The sequence below is a fragment of the Desulfovibrio sp. An276 genome, assembly GCF_002159665.1.
Classification (GTDB): Bacteria; Desulfobacterota; Desulfovibrionia; order Desulfovibrionales; family Desulfovibrionaceae; genus Desulfovibrio; species Desulfovibrio faecigallinarum.
Genome location: NZ_NFJC01000032.1, coordinates 15764 through 33786 on the forward strand (window position 1 = coordinate 15764; position 18023 = coordinate 33786).

Below are 18023 nucleotides of genomic sequence, written 5' to 3' on the forward strand. Positions count from 1 at the left end.
CGCGTTTTGGTCGCGTTTGGGGCAAGGGGGACAAGGAACAATTCTCCCTGAAGGACAGTACGTCAGTACTACTAGGATACGCTCCCTGAAAATGAAGTCAAGTTTTTTAGCGCCCAATGCCGAAATGGCATTTGTATATGGAGTCCATCTTTTCTGGATATTGTCCATGCGCGATGAAAAAATACTTCATGTTTGCAAAAATACAAGGAGAAAGATGGGAGATTGACAGGGATATGTCCGGAGCAATTGTCAAAGTCACGTTGTCTCATTGGAAATACACTGGCAAATAGTTTGTATTATGCATGAAAGACCTTTGCAGTATGCTTTGGAAAAGAGGGAAGGACAGTCTCAAAAGAGTGTCCGGATTCTTGACTTTTTGCTGTTCAGGTCCTATCAAGACCGGCGTTGCCCATGCTCTTGTCCCCAATTTGTGTATGCCGAAAGGAACAGGGGCAGGGAACAGTCAGTCACGCAGGCAGTCTTTGTGCAGACGCTGACAGTGCGCTTGTCAGTCATGAGCCGTGTCTGCCCCGCAGTCCCAGGCAAGGGCTTCCCTGTGCCGATCTCTCTTGCCGCACATCCGGCATTTTTCCGGATCCACGAAGATCCATCTGCCCCCGCCCATGGCTCCTCCAGCCCGTGGACTTTGTGCAAAGTCCAGGCAGGGCATTTTGCGATCCTGCGCTTGCCTCTCCCTGTTTTCGTACCTTTGGCAAGGGATTGGCAAAAGGCCTGCGTAGCTTCCGTCTTCAGGGCCCCCAAGAAATCGGACTTTCGCTGTCATTTGGTTTTGCATGCAGGCCACCAAACGCTTTTGCAGGCATCAGGACAGATATACCAAACAGTTACCCAAACACAATACAGTTAAGAATATGGCTACTCCCAAGAAGAAAACCGTCTCCCCGACCCACAAGCTGCTTGTTTTCCTGTATCTTGACGCTCTTTTGGTTCAGGGAAACGACAACGCGCTCCTGTATGGCCTGCTCGAGGAGATGTCCTGTCTGCCTTCTCGCGTGTATTTCCCGCAATCCATCAACAATTACCGCAATTCCCTGTGGGAGGAGAACACGAAAGTTCAGGACGTGCCCGTCTACGAGGGAAAACACAATTGGAACATGAATGGGCTTGCCCGCTTCAGATTGACCCGGGAGCTCACAATGGACGTGGTGCTGTCAGCCGAGGTTTCCAGGGTTCTTGCGAACAATCGCTTCAAGGGCAATCTCTTTGCAAGGGGTGCTCACCATACCCTTGCCATCTTCTGCAAAAACGACAACAGACTGCGCCCTCTGAAAAACATGTCCGCCTCCGAGGTCGAGTGCGAAGCACGCTACATGTATTTTTCCATGGCGGACTTTTCTCTTGACTGGGTGCGCTCGCGTACACCCCTGGCACAGTCCCTGATCTTTTTCGATCTGTATACTGCCTTTATGAAAGCAGGCATGGTGCACCCCCTCCTTGGTCAGCTTGCCGATTTGTACGACGAGGGTAAGATTGACTGTCCCTGGCTTGAGCCGGAAAAAATCGCTCTCCTGCACTTTTGGCGCAACAATCTGGACAAGGCCGAGGCGGCTGCAGCCCCCTTGAGGAAGAGCAGGGAGGTTACTCTCGATCAGCTGGCTGTCCTTCTCACCATCGACTGCTTCCAGAAAAATCCTGCTTCCATGCAGCAGCTCACAAGCTGGATTAAGCTTTTCAAGAAGGGGCAGGGCACACGCCAGATGCCAAGCTTCTTCTTCTACCCTGGCGTCGTGTTCAACCTGGTCCGTTTCCTCTATGGCACGCCAAAGGACCTTGAGGCCATGAGAGAGAACTATTGGGTCCTGCAAAAGGCAGATTTCGACAACTACGGCGCCTACGCCTGCGGTTTGCAGGGTCTTGCGGCCCTGGATGCCCTGGACAGGTTTCGCAACGGAGCCATTGACAACAACACGCTTTCCAAGCCGTCCTTTGCCGAAGAAGACCGGAACGCTCTCTCTGTTCTTGCGACTGCCTCCGCAAGGCTGCGCCTTGTCAAGGAATCGGATCCCGATCCCGAAGTCATGCGCAACTGGTATCTGCGCTGCGAAGGGCTTCCCAGCCTGCAGCGCTGCTTTGCAGATATCCTGCACGCCATTCCGGGCTACGACAAGGACGGTTCCTGGGCTAGGGATGATTCCTGCAGCCTGCTTAATATGGCAGACCTTGTACAGGATATGCCCGTTTGGCAGTACCGTCTTGCTGCCCTGGAAAAGATCGCAAGTACCGATGCTCCCGAGGAGCGCAAGAAGCGTCTTTTCTGGGTAGTGGATTTTAGCGAGAGGAGAGTCTACGCCAAGGAACAGGTCCTCGGTGTTCGGGGCTGGAGCAAGGGCAAGGATGTTTCCTTAAAGCGCCTTGCCGAACGGTCCGGCGACGTGGACCACTTGACGGACGTGGACTGGCGCATAGCTGCCGGCATCGAGCAGGAGCGCAGCTGGTGGACCCCTGTCTATGTCCTGCACCTTGTCGACTGCTGCGAAGCCCTTTGTCAGAGCAACATGGTCTTTGAGCAAAGCGGAAACAGCTACAAGCCCATAAGATTTGTGAAGGCGAACCTCACCTTCAATCTGAAGGACAACGGCAGCAACGGCTATTTCCTGAAGCTCGGGAACAGCGAGGCCTTCGAGAACTACAGGGGACAGGAGCTCGTCATTTCCCGCAAGGATGATGTGATCTCTGTCTACAAGCTGGGCCCCATGGAAAAACAGGTTGCAGGCCTTCTTGCCAATGGACTGACCTTCCCGAAGTCAGAGCTTTCCAGGGTCCTTGGGCTTACGCGCTCGAAACTCAACATCGATGTGGAGACTGAGGGTGTCGAGGCCGAGGACGTGGAGGAGGTGACAACCCCTGTCCTGCAGCTGGAGCAGACAGCGTCCGGCTTTGAGGGTGTGTGCGGCGTACGCCCCTTTGGCTTGCCTGGCACAGCATTTTTCCAGACAGCAACAGGCATTGAGACCCCTCTGGCCACAGTGCCACTGGAAATCCCTGCCAGTCCGTCCGCTGAGCCCGAACCAGAGCCCGAGCAGACAAAGGGAAAACGGGGCACAAAATCCGCAAAATCCCGCGCGAAAGCTTCTGAGGGGAAGACTCCTCCCCTGGAAGAAGACCAGCCCGAGAACGTGCCCATGAAGACAGTGCGCGTCGAGCGCAACTTCGGGGCCGAGCAGGCTGCCCTGGACAACCTTGTCAAGGCTTGCCCAACCCTTGCCCAGGGGCTGGACAACGGCCACTGGTTCAGCGGCGATCTGGAAGAGGTGCTGACCCTGCTTGAGGAATTGCGCAAGAGTGGAGTGGAGCACAGCCTTGAGTGGCCCAAGGGCATGCGCCTGAAGCTCAAGGGGCAGCTGGACGCAACCAGCATCAAGGCGAGGATTGGCTGGACATCCAACGACTGGTTCGGCATCTCCGGCACAGCCCAGCTTGACGACAACGAGATGATCCCCCTGACAGGCCTTCTGAATTCTCTTAAGGGAAGCCGTTTCGTGTCCCTGGGGGACGGAGAGTACGTAGCCCTCACAGCGGATTTGCGCCGCAAGCTCTCGAGCCTCAAGCTCGTGACCTCTGAGACAAAGAAGGGCGACTATCAGGTAAACGCCCTGGCTTCGGCTGCAGTGGAGCAGGCCCTGGCAGACATGGAAGTCGAGGTGGATCCCAAGTGGGAGAATAATCTCGAGCGCATGCACAGGGCCTTTGCCACAACACCTGCTGTGCCCTCCCTCTTGCGGGCAGATTTGCGCGAATACCAGCGCGAGGGCTACGAGTGGATGCAGCGCCTTGCCATCTGGGGCGTTGGCGCCTGCCTTGCCGACGACATGGGCCTTGGCAAGACTGTCCAGTCCATAGCAGTTCTCTTGAACCAGGCTGCGCATGGTCCCTGCCTTGTGGTGGCACCCACCTCGGTGTGCGGCAACTGGGATCTTGAAATCGGCCGCTTTGCTCCCTCCCTCAATGTGGTGCGCTTCGGGCACACTGGTCGCGAGGCAACCGTAAAGGCCCTTGGTCCCAACGACGTGCTTGTCATGGGATACGGCCTTTTGCCCAATGTGCAGCCCCTTCTTGCCAAGGTCCAGTGGTCCATGGTTATCTTCGACGAGGCCCAGGCGCTCAAGAACGCTGCCACCAAGAGAGCCAAGGCAGGCAAGAAGATTCAGGCAGACTTTCGCCTTGCGCTCACGGGCACACCCATTGAAAACAGCATCGATGACCTCTGGAGCCTTTTCAACATTATCAATCCCGGTCTCCTGGGCTCCTGGGAGAACTTCACCCACCGCTACGGCCAGGCTGCAACGCCCGGAACACCTGCCTCAAAGGCCCTGCGCGCAGTTGTTCGCCCCTTCCTCTTGCGCAGACTCAAAAGCAGTGTTCTGGACGAGCTTCCGGAAAAGACCGAACAGAACATTATTGTTGAGCCCAATCCCAAGGAACTCGCCTTCTACGAGACATTGCGCAGAAGGGCTGTGGAAAAGCTCCACAGTTCCGAAAGCTCAAGCGGAGCCAAGCGCATCGAAATTCTGGCAGAGCTCACAAGGCTTCGCAGGGCCTGCTGCCACCCTGGTCTTGCCGATCCGGATATGATGAAGCTGGAAAAGTATAGCTCAAAGACCTTGACCTTCCTGGAAACTGTCCAGGATCTCATACAATCTGGCCACAAGGTGCTGGCCTTCAGTCAGTTTACCACCTACCTTGCCCTCATCCGCGAGGCCCTGGAAGAGAAGGGTATTTCCTTCCAGTATCTTGATGGCCAAACACCAGAGCTTGAGCGCAAGAAGCGCGTGGCAGCCTTCCAGAGCGGGCAGGGCGATGTCTTCCTGCTCTCGCTCAAGGCAGGCGGCACAGGCCTCAACCTGACAGCTGCGGACTACGTCATCCACCTGGATCCCTGGTGGAACCCTGCAGTGGAAGATCAGGCCTCGGACAGGGCGCACCGCATTGGTCAAAAGCGTCCTGTGACCATCTACCGCATGGTCCAGCAGGGCAGCGTGGAAGAAAAGATTCTGGCCCTCCACCAGAGCAAGCGCGAGCTGGCCGCAGACTTCCTCGAAGGCACGGAAACAAGCGTCAAGTCCCTCACAGAAGAGGATCTGCTCCGTCTCCTTCAGTAGTGCCCTTGCAGTCTGCAAGGGCGCGACAACAAAACGCCACTTGGGTGGCGCATTACGGGGTCAGGTTCTTGCCTGACCCCTTGTTGTCCCTCATTCCCAAGGGCACGCTGGCCTTGGGGCCCAGACTGCTGTTCCCTTGATCTCGAAAAAAGGCTATTGGGTCGCACAATCACAAGCAACCGGACACATTGTCCGACAACAGGGAAATTCCCAGCTTTATCACTTATGGCTTTTCTTGTTTCTTCCCGGGAATTCGGAAATATCCTGCGCATAGGTCTTCCCATCTTTGTTGCCCAGCTCTCGCAGATTGGCATGAACTTTGTGGACACCATCATGGCCGGCCGCTACGCTGCGCGCGACCTTGCCGGTGTCGCCATAGCCGGATCCCTTTGGGCTCCCATAACGCTCTTTGCCGTAGGCTGCCTTCTTGCCCTGCCAGGCATGTCCGCCCAGCTTGTGGGTGCCAGAAAGCCCGAAAGATCTGCCCATCTCTTGCGTCAGGGCATCTTTCTTGCGCTCTTCATGAGTGCAGTGCTCATAACGCTCCTGTACTTCATTTCGGAAAATCTGCACCTTTTGGGCATCGATAAAGAGCTTGCGCCCGTGACCTCAGGGTATCTCAAGGCAATGCTTTTCGGACTGCCGGGCTTTCTGCTCTTCATTACAGTGCGTTCCTTTTTCGAGGGCTTTGGCAGGACAAGACCTGCCATGGTCATTGGCATTGTCTGCCTTCTGATCAATATTCCCTGCAACTATGTCTTTATCTACGGACATATGGGCATGCCGGAAATGGGAGGTGTAGGCTGTGGTGTCGCCACCGCCATCTGCTACTGGTGCATGTTCCTCTCCATCTTCTTCTTCCTGCACAGGGATAAAACCCTGCGCAAGTATTCTTTCTTCGGAAAGGACAGGGTAGTAATCGAAGGCAAACGCCTTGATTTGCCGCTTATAGCCACAGTTGTGCGAATAGGCTTTCCCAATGCCGTAGCCCTCTGCATAGAGGTCTCGTCCTTTGCACTCACTGCTCTTCTCCTGGCGCCCCTGGGCACAACGGTAGTCGCGGGGCATCAGATCACCATCAACTATTCGAGCATAGTCTTTTCCATACCCCTATCCATTGGCATGACTGCGACCATACGCACAGGCCAGCTCCTGGGGGCAGCAAAATACATGCACGCGCGCTCTGCTGCGCACACAGCTCTTCTTTTGGGCTTTGTCATAGCCCTTGTCAGCATGACCCTGACCATGTGTTTCCGCTACGAGATAGCCTCGCTCTACAACAGCGACCCTGATGTCCTGGCGCTTGCTTCCTCGCTCATGCTCTTGTGCGGCGCCTATCAGGTTGTGGACACCCTGCAGAACATAAGCTGCGGTGTCCTGCGCGGCTACAACGACACGCGCATCATCTTCATTGTCTGCCTCGTGGCCTATGGTCTTCTGGCACTTTGTGGCGGCTACGTGCTCGGCAGAACGGATCTCATTGTCCCTGCCATGGGAGCTGCAGGCTTCTGGGTTGGCTACATCGTAGCGCTTGCCTTCTGTGCCATCTGTTACACTGCAAGGCTGCATGTTTTGCACAGGCTTGATCCGGAAAAAATACGCCGCAAGCTGGCAAGGTAAAATATCTGATTATGAAAAAAGACGAGAGTGGCAACTCACGGTGAGCGTTGATCACAATTGACTGGTACGGTAGATATCAGCGGATACTTTGATGTTGGCTCCAAAGATATCATCCAGTAAGACAAGACATGTCCGAGTGCATCTATTATTCTGTTGATGCCTAAACCAGAAGTAGCAACCGCGATTTGCCTCTCTCAAAAAGACTTGTGGGGGATACGATCATACCCTTGAAGATGTTTATCTTTTGACCAGATATATACACGATACAGTTCATAACGTTTACAAATGCGGTTCCAGTCCTCTATAATAGAAATATCTCCAAGACCTCGACCAATTGTTGCTCCTTCAAGAAAAGTGTCAAGCCATCTTTGAACTTGGTTTTCTTGATGAAATAGCATAGCGATAAAAGGAGAAATCCCTTCAAGTGCCTTGCGTACTTCAATTATAAATCGCTCTGCAGCACCTCTTCTTCTCGTCCCATTTCCAATTTGGGCAATGTGATTTCCACATTCAAGAATAGTTGCCATAGGAAGAAACGAATGTTCTTTTTGTCTTAGTTTTTGATCTAGCTCATCTATAGTAGAGGAATAGCATTGAGATTTACCTGGTATATTCAGAATTTCATCAAAAATAGATGTATCAATGAGGCAGATATCCATCTTTAGTTGCCTCTCGCAGTTCTTTAATCCATGCTAATGCAGATGCCATGTATTCTTCTTCTGAGCGCTTGTCCTTGAGAAAAAAATCCAGTTTTTGGTTAGTAACAAGTTGTCCCAAAGAGTCTTGCGCCATGAGTTCTGGAAATCTGCGTATATCAGTAAGACGAGTAATTCGGCTATCGCCTTGCTCAGAGTCTCTGTAGCAGCAAATAACATTTTTCAATTCAGCATCATCTACTGCATCGAGCAGCGCTGGATTATGTGTAGAAATAAGTATCTGAAGACTGCGTTTCAAAGCAATTTCTGAAATTTTTTGTAGAAGAGATTTTACTCTACTCGGATGAATTCCATTATCCATCTCTTCAATAATAATTAGTGATTTTTTATCTGCACTGAGTAACATTGCCCCAATGCAAAGAACACGCAATGTGCCATCTGACAATAAAGGTACATCTATTTTCTTATTATTTTTTTCAAAAAACTCGTGTATGCGAAGCATAACATCATTGCGATCAGTTTTTATAAATGAAATATCTTTAATATCTTGTTTAGGAATAGATCGAATAATTTCTAATAAATTTCTTTTGACATCACTATTTTTACAAATAGTTGAAAGAACACTTGACAGATTTGAACCGTCTTCTTTTATTTGATGATCTCCAGAAGTAGCATATCCTCTCATTGTATTAGTATTTGGATAAAGAAAAAAAATATTTCGTAAATTCATACGGAATATTCTGGAAATAGCAATAATAATAAATTGTGAATTTTTGTCATCATTATGAAATAATGATGGTGATTCAAACTGATAAAAGGCTGGTCGTTGGTTACTACAGAGAATAGATGTACGTGTTTTTTTACTGTCTAGGTTGTTACAAGATACACTAACAAGATCTGGATATCCATAAAATGTAGCAGATGGGTGTTTATTTTCTGTGTGATACAGTGATAGCCCTGCATCATTACTTATTTTTTCCTCTTCAAAGACAAGTCTGTCTTTTTTATATCCTATTTTTAATGTCAAGATATTCCAGTTAGACTCTTCAGACTGTGGAAGATGACATGTAAAGGTAATAGGCTTCGCAATATCCTTAAAAAGGTCACGTATATTTCCACGTATGTATGAGTCGTCCTTTTTAATAGCCTGCTCGATATCCTCTAATCTCATTCCCCCCGCAAGCTAATTCAGCAGACGTAGGGCCTCCAGGGCATTGCTCTTGCCGGACGCATTTGCACCTACAAAAAAGGTAAGAGGAGTAAAATATAGCGTTGCATCTTCATAACTCTTGAAGTTTTGTATTTGCAATGATGCAAGCATTGAGAACTCCTTGATAAAAGTATTCAGATTACATTCGTGCAATATCCTAAGGCATATTCGCAAGAAGCGGCGAGCAGTTTTCCTCAGTCCAGATGCTGAAGCCTTCTCTTTGCAGCATCTCGGCAAAAATCCCGTTCCCTGAAATGAGCCTGTGCGAGAAGGTTCCGTCGTAGATGCTGCCAAAGCCACAGGATGGGGATCTGCTCTTGAGTATTGCCAGACGCAGGCCATGCTTCATGGCAATGTAGAGAGCCCGCCTTGCTCCCAGTTTGAAGGCGTGGCTCACGTCCGTGCCGTCCTTTGCGACAACCCTGGCCCCCTGTCTTTCGCTTGGGATACGCGGTGTGGGAAGCTCCCCCAGGACTTCGGGGCAGACAGGAAGGCACAGACCCCTTTCCTTTAAGGTCACAATGGCTTCTACGGCATTGTCTCTGCCGTCATAGCGGCATTTTTCGCCAACCAGACAGGCAGAGACAAGGATCAGGGGCCTTTGCCGTCTTACAATGCGGCTCCTGACGCCGTGTAGCATCACTCCTTGCTTCCCTGTTTCCATGCGCCAACCAGGGGAAGCTGGGCTGTATCTGGCACAAGGGCCGCTTCCCACATTTCCTGGTAGTACATGCTTGTGCCGGGATTCCAGGCAGTGGCTGCGCGATCGTCCCAGGCAACCTGAATGGGCCAGTCTGTGTGTCTGGTGAGCACTTCCTCAAAGGAATTCGCTTCCTCAATGGCCTCGTGGTAGAGGCGCAGTGTCATGTTGGGGCCTTTGAGAAAACGCACATGGTACTTGGGCATACTTCCTCCAAAAGGCAGGGGTGCGTACTTCCCCTTGCCGACAAAGGGCTCTTCCACATGTTGCGGAAGAGCCCTTGCAAAAACCACGGATCAGTGACCGCGGTCAACTACGTTCGACCTAGTGTTCGATCATGCGGCTCACGAAGAAGAGCACGACAAGAAGGCCAACACCAAGGCCCCAGCTCCAGTGGATGAGCTTCATCTCGATAGGATCGAGGGGCTCATATTCCATGTTCTGGATTTCTTCATGGAATTTCGCTTCTTGGCTCTGATTTTCTGCCATAGCTTTTCTCCTATATTACTACATGCCTGCGGCTGCAGCAGCGGCTTCGACAACCGGCGGATGCATGCCGTGGAAGAACAGCCAAGAGATGAACAGGCCGACCCAGATGATGAAGCCGAAGAGGCAGACAACATACACGACGGCAAGACGGCCAATGCCTTCTTCAAGCAGCTTCTTGAAGTTGGAGATCAGGCCGATGGTGAAGAAGGTAAGCAGGAAGAACAGGGTGCGCATGCCGTTCAGGGAGCTGGACACGGTCTTGGCAACCTTGTGGGTTGCTTCGTCGCCAACGCAGAGGAACAGCATAATGAGGAAGGTGCACACGTAACCGAGCACGAAGCGGGGGAATCTATCCCACACATCGCCCCAGGTCATCTTCTTGCCGGCCTTGGCGTCGGCGTCAAAGTACTTGGTCCACAGGTAGGCGAGGATGAAGGACCACACGCCAATGAACATGTCGATGAAGACCTTGACGGTGGTGGTCACCATGGTGATCCAGCCGGTGGCCCACACGGTGCCTTCGCCGGCAGCCTTGGCGAGGATCAGGGATTCTGTGATGGCACCGGAAGCGATAGCGCCGCCGTCGGACTTAACGGCCAGGCCCATCCAGCCACCGGCAACCATGGGCTCGGTGTGCAGGACAGCAGCAGCCACGAAGGGCAGGAGCAGCATTTCGATGCAGGTGAAGACAACGACCAGGGAGGAGACCATGATCGGGACCACAGGCCGGGCGCGGATGGCACCACCAGTGGCGATTGCGGCGGACACGCCGCAGATGGAAATACCGGAGGCCAGAGGAGCTGCCCATTCCTTGTTGAACTTGAAGTACTTGCGTGCCACGAAGTACACGACTGCCCAGTAGAGCAGATAGGCTTCAACGATGGCGCACAGGCCTCGGAAGATAACCACGCCAGCGAAGGCGGCTGCGTCAGCAGCCTTCACGCCGAGTTCACAACCGAGGACAACGATGGCGATCTTCACGAAGAGCTCGGGACGGCAGGCGTCATGGAGCTTTTCGACAAAGCCAGGGGCCACGTTGCCGATGATGATACCCACAACCAGGGCCACGATGTAACCGGCTTCAGTGGAGAGGCCGAGTGCCCACGGAATACCCTGCTTGGCAAGCTGGGTGGGGTTGGCGGCGATGTAGGCGTTGGCGCCAACAACGTAGCAGGCAATGGCGATGAAGAAAATGAGGGTGAAGGAAGCAATGAATTTGGCAACATTGCCCTTCATCAGTTTGGTGCCAATGGAGAGACCAAGGGTAACAAGAATATAGGTGGCAAGCAGTGCCTGCCAGCCTTCCATCATGCCTTTGCTGGCAGCCCTGAAGCAGTCAAGAGGGTTGTCCACCCACATGCCCATCTTCACGATCCAGCCAACAAGATCGAGCCCTGCGAATTTAGCAAGGCCGAGCACGAAGAGGAGGCCGCCAAGTAAGCATGCGACCTTATCTTCGTTGAAGGTAGCGGATTGATTAGCCATTCGTACTCCTCACTCGTCTTGAGTGTTGTACCTTTCGCGCTGTAACCTCTCAGCGCAGTGCCTTAAAACAAGCGTGCCCAGGCCCGAAGGTCGATTCTTGCTTTCCCAAAAGATGATCTTTCAAGCCATGGTCCCTGTCCCTGTTTCCTTGGGAAACAAGTCCCATGGGGGAACAGGGAGACGTTTTTTTCTGTTTACCACTCTTTACCCATGAGCGCAAGGAGAAGAAAAAAAGGAAAACTATAGCAGAATCTGTATTATTATCAATATGTTATCAGCCGTTAAACACTTGTGTTTTTCTTCCCTTTGCCCTCTTCTTCCGGGATATTATTTCAGTCTGTAACATGAGTATTTTACTTTTCTTTTCAGAAATGAAGGTCTTTTTCTCTTGTTTGTTGCAGCTTGTGCGCAAAAGTACAAGACAAACTGTACTGAAAGAGGAATTTGTGCGCGTACGGGCTGCTGCACACGTGAAATTTTTGCCACAGGGTTTGACGATGGGCTAAAAGGCGCATAGCTTCAGGCTGGCACCGGTGCAACCGGCAATCTTTTTCACCTGTAGCGCGAGGTTACGGTCATGCCCATCACTCTGGCGGATTTGCAAAGGAAAAAAGCGAACAGCGAAAAGGTCTGTATGGTCACGGCCTACGACTACACCATGGCCAAACTGTGTTCCGAAGCTGGTGCGGACATGCTACTTGTAGGGGACAGTCTGGGGATGGTCATGCTTGGCTACAAGGATACGGTCTCTGTCACCATGCAGGACATGATCCACCATTCGCGTGCGGTCGCGAGGGGTGCGGAAAAGCCCTTTGTGCTCACGGACATGCCCTTTATGTCCGTGCGGACAGGATTGCGCGATGCCATGATAAACGCAGGTCGACTCATGGCAGAAGGCCGCGCCAATGGCGTGAAGATCGAGGGTGGCAGGGAGCTTGCCCCCATGGTCACAGAAATGGTGCGCGCAGGCATCCCGGTCATGGGGCATCTTGGTCTCACTCCACAGTCTGTCAACGCCCTTGGGGGCTATCGCGTTCAGGCAAGGGCCCTTGATGCAGCGCAAAGGCTCATCGAGGACGCAGTGGCTCTGGACGAGGCAGGCGCCTTCGGTATTGTCCTTGAGTGTCTGCCCGACAGGCTGGCAGCCCTTGTGAGCAAGAACGTGCATGGCATCACCATTGGGATTGGCGCAGGCAGTGCCTGCGACGGCCAGGTTCTGGTCCTGCAGGATCTGCTTGGCATGTACAGCGACATCCGTCCAAAGTTTGTACGCCAGTTTGCCGAAGGCGGTGTCTGCATACGCGATGGTGTTGCCTCCTACTGTGCAGCCGTGCGCGATGGAACGTTTCCGGATTCCGCACACAGTTTCGCTATGGACGACGCAGTATACGAGGCCCTGGAAACAAAATGGGGCTAGGAACGGATTTTTCCGCTCAAGCCCCGCAAGGGTCCCCTGTCCTGGCAAGGGCCATATAAAATTTGTGTTACTCGGCCCTGTAGGGGCTTTGAGCCTCATTGTCCCTGACTTTGGCATTGGCCCAGCCCCTGCGCAGTATCTCAAGGACTGCCTTGCGGCAGAAGGCCGGAAGGACCTTTTTTGCTTCGTCTGTGAGCTCTGCGTCCATGCTTCTAAAATCAAAGGGCTCAAGGCCAATGACAAAGCATTCCGGCCTGCAGCCCATGAGATCGCATGTCTGCAAGAGATCCACAAAGTCGGTGTCGTGGGTCGAGTCGTGGAAGCTCAGCGCCTTGCGCATGTCCTCGTTTTCAAGAAGGTAGACAGTGCCCGGTTCTCCCTGGGCAGTGACTATGTCCAGGACAACGACCCTGTCGTAGTCCTGCAAAAGCGGCATGAGCCCGTGCCCAAGCGTGCCGCCGTCCACAAAGTCCACGTTGTCAGGCCAGACATAGTGATCGCGCAGGTATTCCATGGCGCGAACGCCAAAGCCTTCGTCGCGCATCAAAAGATTTCCGACACCCAGGACGCACATTTTTGCGGACTGCGAATTTTCGGACATGGGTATTCTCCGGATTTGTCCAGATTTCTGGAAAGGCAAAAAGGGGCGGAAACAGCAAGGAAAGCTGTTTCCGCCCCATATTTTACAATGTGAGACTAGAGAACCTTGAATTCGTGCACTTCGTTGGTCTTGCCGTCAATGACATGCACGGCGCAGGCAATGCACGGGTCAAAGCTGTGGACTGTACGCAGGATTTCCACAGGACGCTTGGGATCTGCCACTGGGGTGTTGATAAGAGCCTCTTCGCAGGGGCCAAGCTTGCCAAAACCGTCGCGCGGTCCAAGGTTCCAGGTTGTGGGAACGACTGCCTGGAAGTTGTCCACGCGACCGTTCTTGATGACCATCCAGTGGGACAGGCCGCCACGGGGAGCTTCCACAAAGCCCACGCCCTGGCTTTCCTTGGGAACAGGACGATCGATGACGATCTGCTTGTCCGTCTTGATGTTTTCCTTGTACTGCTCAAGCAGGTCGGTCGTGTGCTTGCAAGTGGCTGCGCACTGAATGGCGCGGGCTGCGGTGCGACCCAGGGTGGAGAACAGGGCTTCCGGAGTGGCGCCGAGAGCACTGAGGACCTTGTCGACCAGAGGCTTGAAGTCCTTGTGACCCTTCGCGTAGTTGACGAGAACAGCTGCGAGGGGACCGGTTTCGGTGGCGGTGTCGTTGTAGCGGGGAGCCTTGAGCCAGGTGTAGCGGTCCGTGTCGCCCATGCGGGTGAACTTCGGATCCGTGCTCTCCTCGTAGGGAGCCTTGGCCCAATCGCCATCGTACCAGCTGTGGGCGATGTGTTCCTTGATCTTGTTGGGATCAAAGGGATCGACCTTGGCCAGATCCCTCTTGTAGATGATGCCGGGCTTCATCCAGCGTGTGCTCACGTCGAATTCGTCGCCTGCCACGGGGAATTCGCCCATGGTCATGAAGTTCGTGGTGCCGCCAATGCCTGCCCAGTCCTTGTAGGCAGAGCCCACGAGCAAAAGATCGGGGAGATAGACTTCGTTGACGAACTTGACGCTCTTTTTGAGGATGTCCTCGAATTCCTTGATGCGCTTGTCCGTGAGAGCTTCGTAACAGGTAACGCCGCCGTGAACCAGGAACTGGGGATGGGGGTTCTTGCCGCCAAAGACCGCTGTGCCGCGGGCCATCTCGCACTGCATGTGCAGGGCTTCGAGATAGTGGGCCGTGGCAATGAGGTTGGCCTCGGGTTCAAGATAGTATGCCGGATGCCCGCCGAGGAAGTATGCATTGGTGAAGGGGCCGAGCTGTCCTGTCTCCACAAAGGCCTTGAGGCGTGCCTGCACGGCCTTGAGATCGTCCACCTTGCAGGGACGTGGGGTTATGGATTCGGAAAGCTTGGCTGCCTTTTCGGGGTCTGCCTTCAGAGCGCTTGTGATATCCACAAAGTCAAGGGCGTGCAGATGATAGAAGTGCACCACGTGGTCGTGGATCTGCTGCATGCCGAGCACAAGGTTGCGGATATAGGTCGCATTGGCAGGAATGTGGAAGCTGTTGTCAGCGTTGTAACAGGCGTTTTCCAGGGCTCTTGTGGAAGCAAGGCCATGGACATAGGTGCACACGCCGCAGATACGCTGGGTAAAGTGCTGCACATCCCTGGGGTCGCGGTTTTTGAGAATGGTTTCAAGGCCCCTGAAGAGGGTGCCAACGCTGCGGGCGTTGGAAACCTTGCCGTTCTCCACTTCCACTTCAATGCGCAGATGCCCTTCCACGCGGGTCAGCGGATCGACGACAATGGGACCCGTGTAGCTGCTTTGGGGTGTTTTCTGACTCATGTGGGCCCTCCCTAGTTCTCGTAGAACGGTGTCATGTCATCCCAGAAGTTGGGTTCGGAACAGCCGATGCAGGGATGTCCGGCTGCCACGGGCCAGCTTGTCTGGTTGAAGAGAGCCTTGGGGCAGTTGTTGTAGGTGCCGGGTCCCTTGCAGCCGAGGTCGTAGAGACACCAGCCCTTGCGGGCCTCTTCGGAATCGAAGGAGGGAGCAAATTCGCCGGCGTCAAAGTGCTTCTTGCGCTCGCAAAGCTCGTGCACTGTGCTGCCGTAGAACATGAGAGGACGATAGTAGTCGTCCAGCTCGATCTTCTGGCCGGTGAGATAGGCAACAACAAGACCCACAAAGTTCAGGGGATTGGGAGGACAGCCGGGCAGGCAGATGGCTTTCACGCCGAGATCGGCGAGGGCATCGTTGAGGCCAAGGGAACCCGTGGGATTGGGTTTGGCCGACTGGATGCCGCCATAACAGGAACAGGTGCCCATGCAGATGGTCACCTTGGCCTTGGGAACAATGCGGCGCACCATGGAGAGCATGGTGTGATTGGAAATGTAGCCGTAATTTCCGTTGTCCTTGGTGGGGATGGCACCTTCCACGACACAGACAAAGCCATCGGGATTGGCAATGGCCTTTTCCAGGGCCTCTTCCGCGGCTTCGCCTGCGGCGGCCATGATGGTCTCGTGGTAGTCGAGGGAGATGGTGTCGAGAATCAGGGAGTCCAGGTACGGGTCAACGGTGCGGAGCAGGGCTTCGGAACAGCCGGTGCATTCCGCTTCGTGCAGGTAGACAACTGAAGGACGTTTCCCGGTCAGAGCTTCGGCAACCTTGGGGGCAAAGGACGGGCCAAGGCCCATGGTAACTGCCACTGCGGTGCAGAATTTCATGAAGTCACGGCGTTTGATGCCCTGGGCTTCAAGCTCTTTTTCTCCGCGCTGCTGACCGAGTCCCACGGCGATACGCATAAGTGAGCCTCCTCTTTTACATGGCGTGTGGCCATGACAGTGAACCTGCCCCGAGCCGACTGCAAAATAAAAGCCCTGCAGTCCCCTAAAAAAGGCAGGAAGACAGAACGTAGGTGTGGTAACTATACACGGCCCATTGCAGGGGGTCAAGATATGTCTGCAGAAATTGGCTCCTTCTTGTCGGCCTCCATGGCCGATCAAAAGCCCCAGGACTGTTCCATGGCCCTTTGTCGATGCCTTTCTGTTCGAAGTGTTTTGGCTTCCCTGTTGGGGGGGGGCGGGAAAGCAAAAAAAGGGGAGCAGAAAACGTTTTGTCTCCTGCTCCCCAAATGGCTCTTCGTGGCGTTTTGTCTGTCGATGGCTAGTTGAACCAGCCCATCTCGAAGACCTCGCGATTGTCCTGCGGATCCTCGGGCGGCAGGGCGTCAATGCCTTCCTGGGCAATGGACATGGCAGGAAGGAGTCTGCCTGTCAGGGCAAGCAGCCTGTAGGCGCCGATGATGATATTGCCCCTGTTTGTTTCAGCCGAACAGGAGGAGTTGAAGAGTTCGTTTTCGGAATCGAGCACGTCAAGCAGGGTGCGACGGCCGATTAGGAACTGCTCGTTGTAGGCGTTCAGGGTATACTTGTTGAACTCTATGGCCTTGGAATAGTGCTTGTACTGCTGCTGGGCAGCAAGATAGTTGGAGAAGGTGCTGTCTATGTCCAGCTTCAGATCGTCTATGTAGTTGTAGTAGACCTGTCTTGCTTGGCGGATGCGCGCGGAATCGGCCTTGTAGGCTGCCACGTCTGCCCCGGAGTTGAATATGTTCCAGGTCATGGTCAGCATGACGTCAAAGCTCCAGGTCCAGGTGTCGTCGTATTCGTCCCTGTCACCCCTGGTGTAGTAGTTGGGGCCTGCAGTGAGGCTGAAGGATGGATAGAAGGCGGATTCGGTAAGTTCCCTGCCGGCTGTGGCAGTGCGCACGTCTTCCATGTAGGCGGCGAGCGTGGGATTGAACTGCTCGGCCTGCTCAAACACACGGGCAGCGTTCTTGAAGACTTCCGGAGGCATGGGCACTTCCTTCAGTCTGTCCGTGGCCGGAAGACCGGTAAGGCGGGTGTAGGTGTCCTCTGCCACCCGCAGGGCGTCCTTTTGCTCTTCAAGGGAGGACAGGGCGCGCTGGTATCTGGACTGGGCCTGGGTGAAGTCTGCCTGCGTGTCTGCGCCAACGTTCACGCGATCCTTGGCAAGGCCGAGGATGCGCTCGTGCACGCGCACGTTTTCCTCCGCCAGCTGTACCAGGGTACGGGTGCGCAGAAGGTTGATGTGGGCAATGATTCCGTCAAGACACAATGAGCTCACGTTGTCAAGGACTCTCCAGTTCTGGGAATCCAGGGTGGATTTTGCCTGGCGGACGCGGCTTCTGGTCGCAAAGCCGTCCCAGATGGGCTGGGTCAGGGTCGCACTCAGGTTCACGGCCGGAAAGAGGCCTGTGTCGGAATCGTTGCGCCTCGTGGTACTGTCGCTCAAAATGCCGAAGCCGCCCGATGCGTTCACATCTACCCTGGGTCCAAAGCCACGGTAGGCGCGATCGAGCTCATGCTTCAGGACCTCGCGGTTTTCCTGCATGCCGCGCAGGGTTCTGTGGATGCGCAAAACACCGTACATTGTGTCCTTGACGGAAATGGCCTGTCCCGCTGGCGGGGCAGGAGGAAATGCAGGATTGGCGAGGCGCTGCGGGGCTGCCAGGACAGGCATGGGCAGCACAACAAGAAGGGCCGCAATCACAAGCGATTTGAGGGTACGCATATCGTATGTCTCACAAGATGGAGTTCGGGAATCGAAACATTGAGGCTGGCTTGCATGTGTTCTCTCTTTCGGAACAGGCCGGATTGACATCCTCCCCCGCCTAAAGGCGGAGGATTCCCAGCGGAAACAAGCTAGCTTGATCCCTGGGCGGGTTCCGCTTCAACGAGGCAAGGAGCCTCTCCACAGGCTG

15 protein-coding genes are annotated in these 18023 nt (G+C 53.9%); 4 read left to right on the plus strand and 11 right to left on the minus strand.

Annotated features, from left to right (window positions below; all coding sequences use genetic code 11):
• Positions 1 to 872 precede the first annotated feature (872 nt).
• Positions 873 to 5120, plus strand: a complete 4248-nt coding sequence (locus tag B5F76_RS11460) for a DEAD/DEAH box helicase (RefSeq protein WP_162608825.1) — start codon at positions 873 to 875, stop codon at positions 5118 to 5120.
• A 225-nt stretch (positions 5121 to 5345) separates the two neighbouring features.
• The gene (locus tag B5F76_RS11465) at positions 5346 to 6740 is read left to right on the plus strand and encodes an MATE family efflux transporter (protein WP_087354676.1); all 1395 of its coding nucleotides are present in this window, start codon (positions 5346 to 5348) and stop codon (positions 6738 to 6740) included.
• Positions 6741 to 6934: 194 nt separating this feature from the next.
• On the opposite strand, the gene B5F76_RS11470 is transcribed toward B5F76_RS11465, so the two are convergent.
• The 7 genes from B5F76_RS11470 to B5F76_RS11500 form a co-directional block, all read right to left on the minus strand.
• Positions 6935 to 7399 carry a hypothetical protein gene (locus tag B5F76_RS11470; RefSeq protein WP_087354678.1) on the minus strand — a complete coding sequence of 155 codons (465 nt, stop codon included), beginning with the start codon at positions 7397 to 7399 and terminating at the stop codon, positions 6935 to 6937.
• Entirely contained in the window at positions 7380 to 8567 is a 1188-nt protein-coding gene (locus B5F76_RS11475; protein ID WP_087354680.1) for an AAA family ATPase, read from the minus strand. Before B5F76_RS11475 ends, B5F76_RS11470 begins: the two co-directional genes overlap by 20 nt.
• Positions 8568 to 8579: 12 nt before the next feature.
• Positions 8580 to 8717, minus strand: a complete 138-nt coding sequence (locus B5F76_RS11480) for an AAA family ATPase (protein ID WP_087354682.1) — start codon at positions 8715 to 8717, stop codon at positions 8580 to 8582.
• 46 nt (positions 8718 to 8763) lie between these two features.
• Positions 8764 to 9246 carry a DUF523 domain-containing protein gene (locus tag B5F76_RS11485; protein ID WP_087354684.1) on the minus strand — a complete coding sequence of 161 codons (483 nt, stop codon included), beginning with the start codon at positions 9244 to 9246 and terminating at the stop codon, positions 8764 to 8766.
• Positions 9246 to 9512 (minus strand): hypothetical protein, encoded by a 267-nt coding sequence (locus B5F76_RS11490; protein ID WP_087354686.1) that lies wholly within the window; start codon positions 9510 to 9512, stop codon positions 9246 to 9248. Before B5F76_RS11490 ends, B5F76_RS11485 begins: the two co-directional genes overlap by 1 nt.
• A 118-nt stretch (positions 9513 to 9630) precedes the next feature.
• Positions 9631 to 9795 (minus strand): bacteriocin-type signal sequence, encoded by a 165-nt coding sequence (locus tag B5F76_RS11495; RefSeq protein WP_087354688.1) that lies wholly within the window; start codon positions 9793 to 9795, stop codon positions 9631 to 9633.
• Between the two features lie 18 nt (positions 9796 to 9813).
• The gene (locus B5F76_RS11500) at positions 9814 to 11280 is read right to left on the minus strand and encodes a putative sulfate exporter family transporter (RefSeq protein ID WP_087354690.1); all 1467 of its coding nucleotides are present in this window, start codon (positions 11278 to 11280) and stop codon (positions 9814 to 9816) included.
• A gap of 164 nt (positions 11281 to 11444) precedes the next feature.
• Between B5F76_RS11500 and B5F76_RS11505 the strand changes: the two genes are divergently transcribed.
• Positions 11445 to 11786: a hypothetical protein gene (locus B5F76_RS11505; protein WP_087354692.1), complete on the plus strand. Its 342-nt coding sequence runs from the start codon at positions 11445 to 11447 to the stop codon at positions 11784 to 11786.
• A 71-nt stretch (positions 11787 to 11857) separates the two neighbouring features.
• On the plus strand, positions 11858 to 12697 hold the full coding sequence (gene panB / locus B5F76_RS11510) for a 3-methyl-2-oxobutanoate hydroxymethyltransferase (RefSeq protein WP_087354694.1): 840 nt from the start codon (positions 11858 to 11860) through the stop codon (positions 12695 to 12697).
• 67 nt (positions 12698 to 12764) lie between these two features.
• Here panB and B5F76_RS11515 read toward each other — a convergent pair whose 3' ends face one another.
• The 4 genes from B5F76_RS11515 to B5F76_RS11535 all read right to left on the minus strand — a co-directional run bounded on the left by B5F76_RS11515 (position 12765) and on the right by B5F76_RS11535 (position 17833).
• Entirely contained in the window at positions 12765 to 13298 is a 534-nt protein-coding gene (locus B5F76_RS11515; protein ID WP_087354696.1) for a HyaD/HybD family hydrogenase maturation endopeptidase, read from the minus strand.
• 95 nt (positions 13299 to 13393) lie between these two features.
• Entirely contained in the window at positions 13394 to 15082 is a 1689-nt protein-coding gene (locus B5F76_RS11520; RefSeq protein ID WP_087354698.1) for a nickel-dependent hydrogenase large subunit, read from the minus strand.
• Between the two features lie 11 nt (positions 15083 to 15093).
• Complete coding sequence (locus tag B5F76_RS11525; RefSeq protein WP_087354700.1) at positions 15094 to 16041, minus strand: hydrogenase small subunit; 948 nt, start codon at positions 16039 to 16041, stop codon at positions 15094 to 15096.
• Positions 16042 to 16402: 361 nt separating this feature from the next.
• Positions 16403 to 17833, minus strand: a complete 1431-nt coding sequence (locus tag B5F76_RS11535) for a TolC family protein (RefSeq protein ID WP_087354704.1) — start codon at positions 17831 to 17833, stop codon at positions 16403 to 16405.
• Between the last annotated feature and the right edge of the window lie 190 nt (positions 17834 to 18023).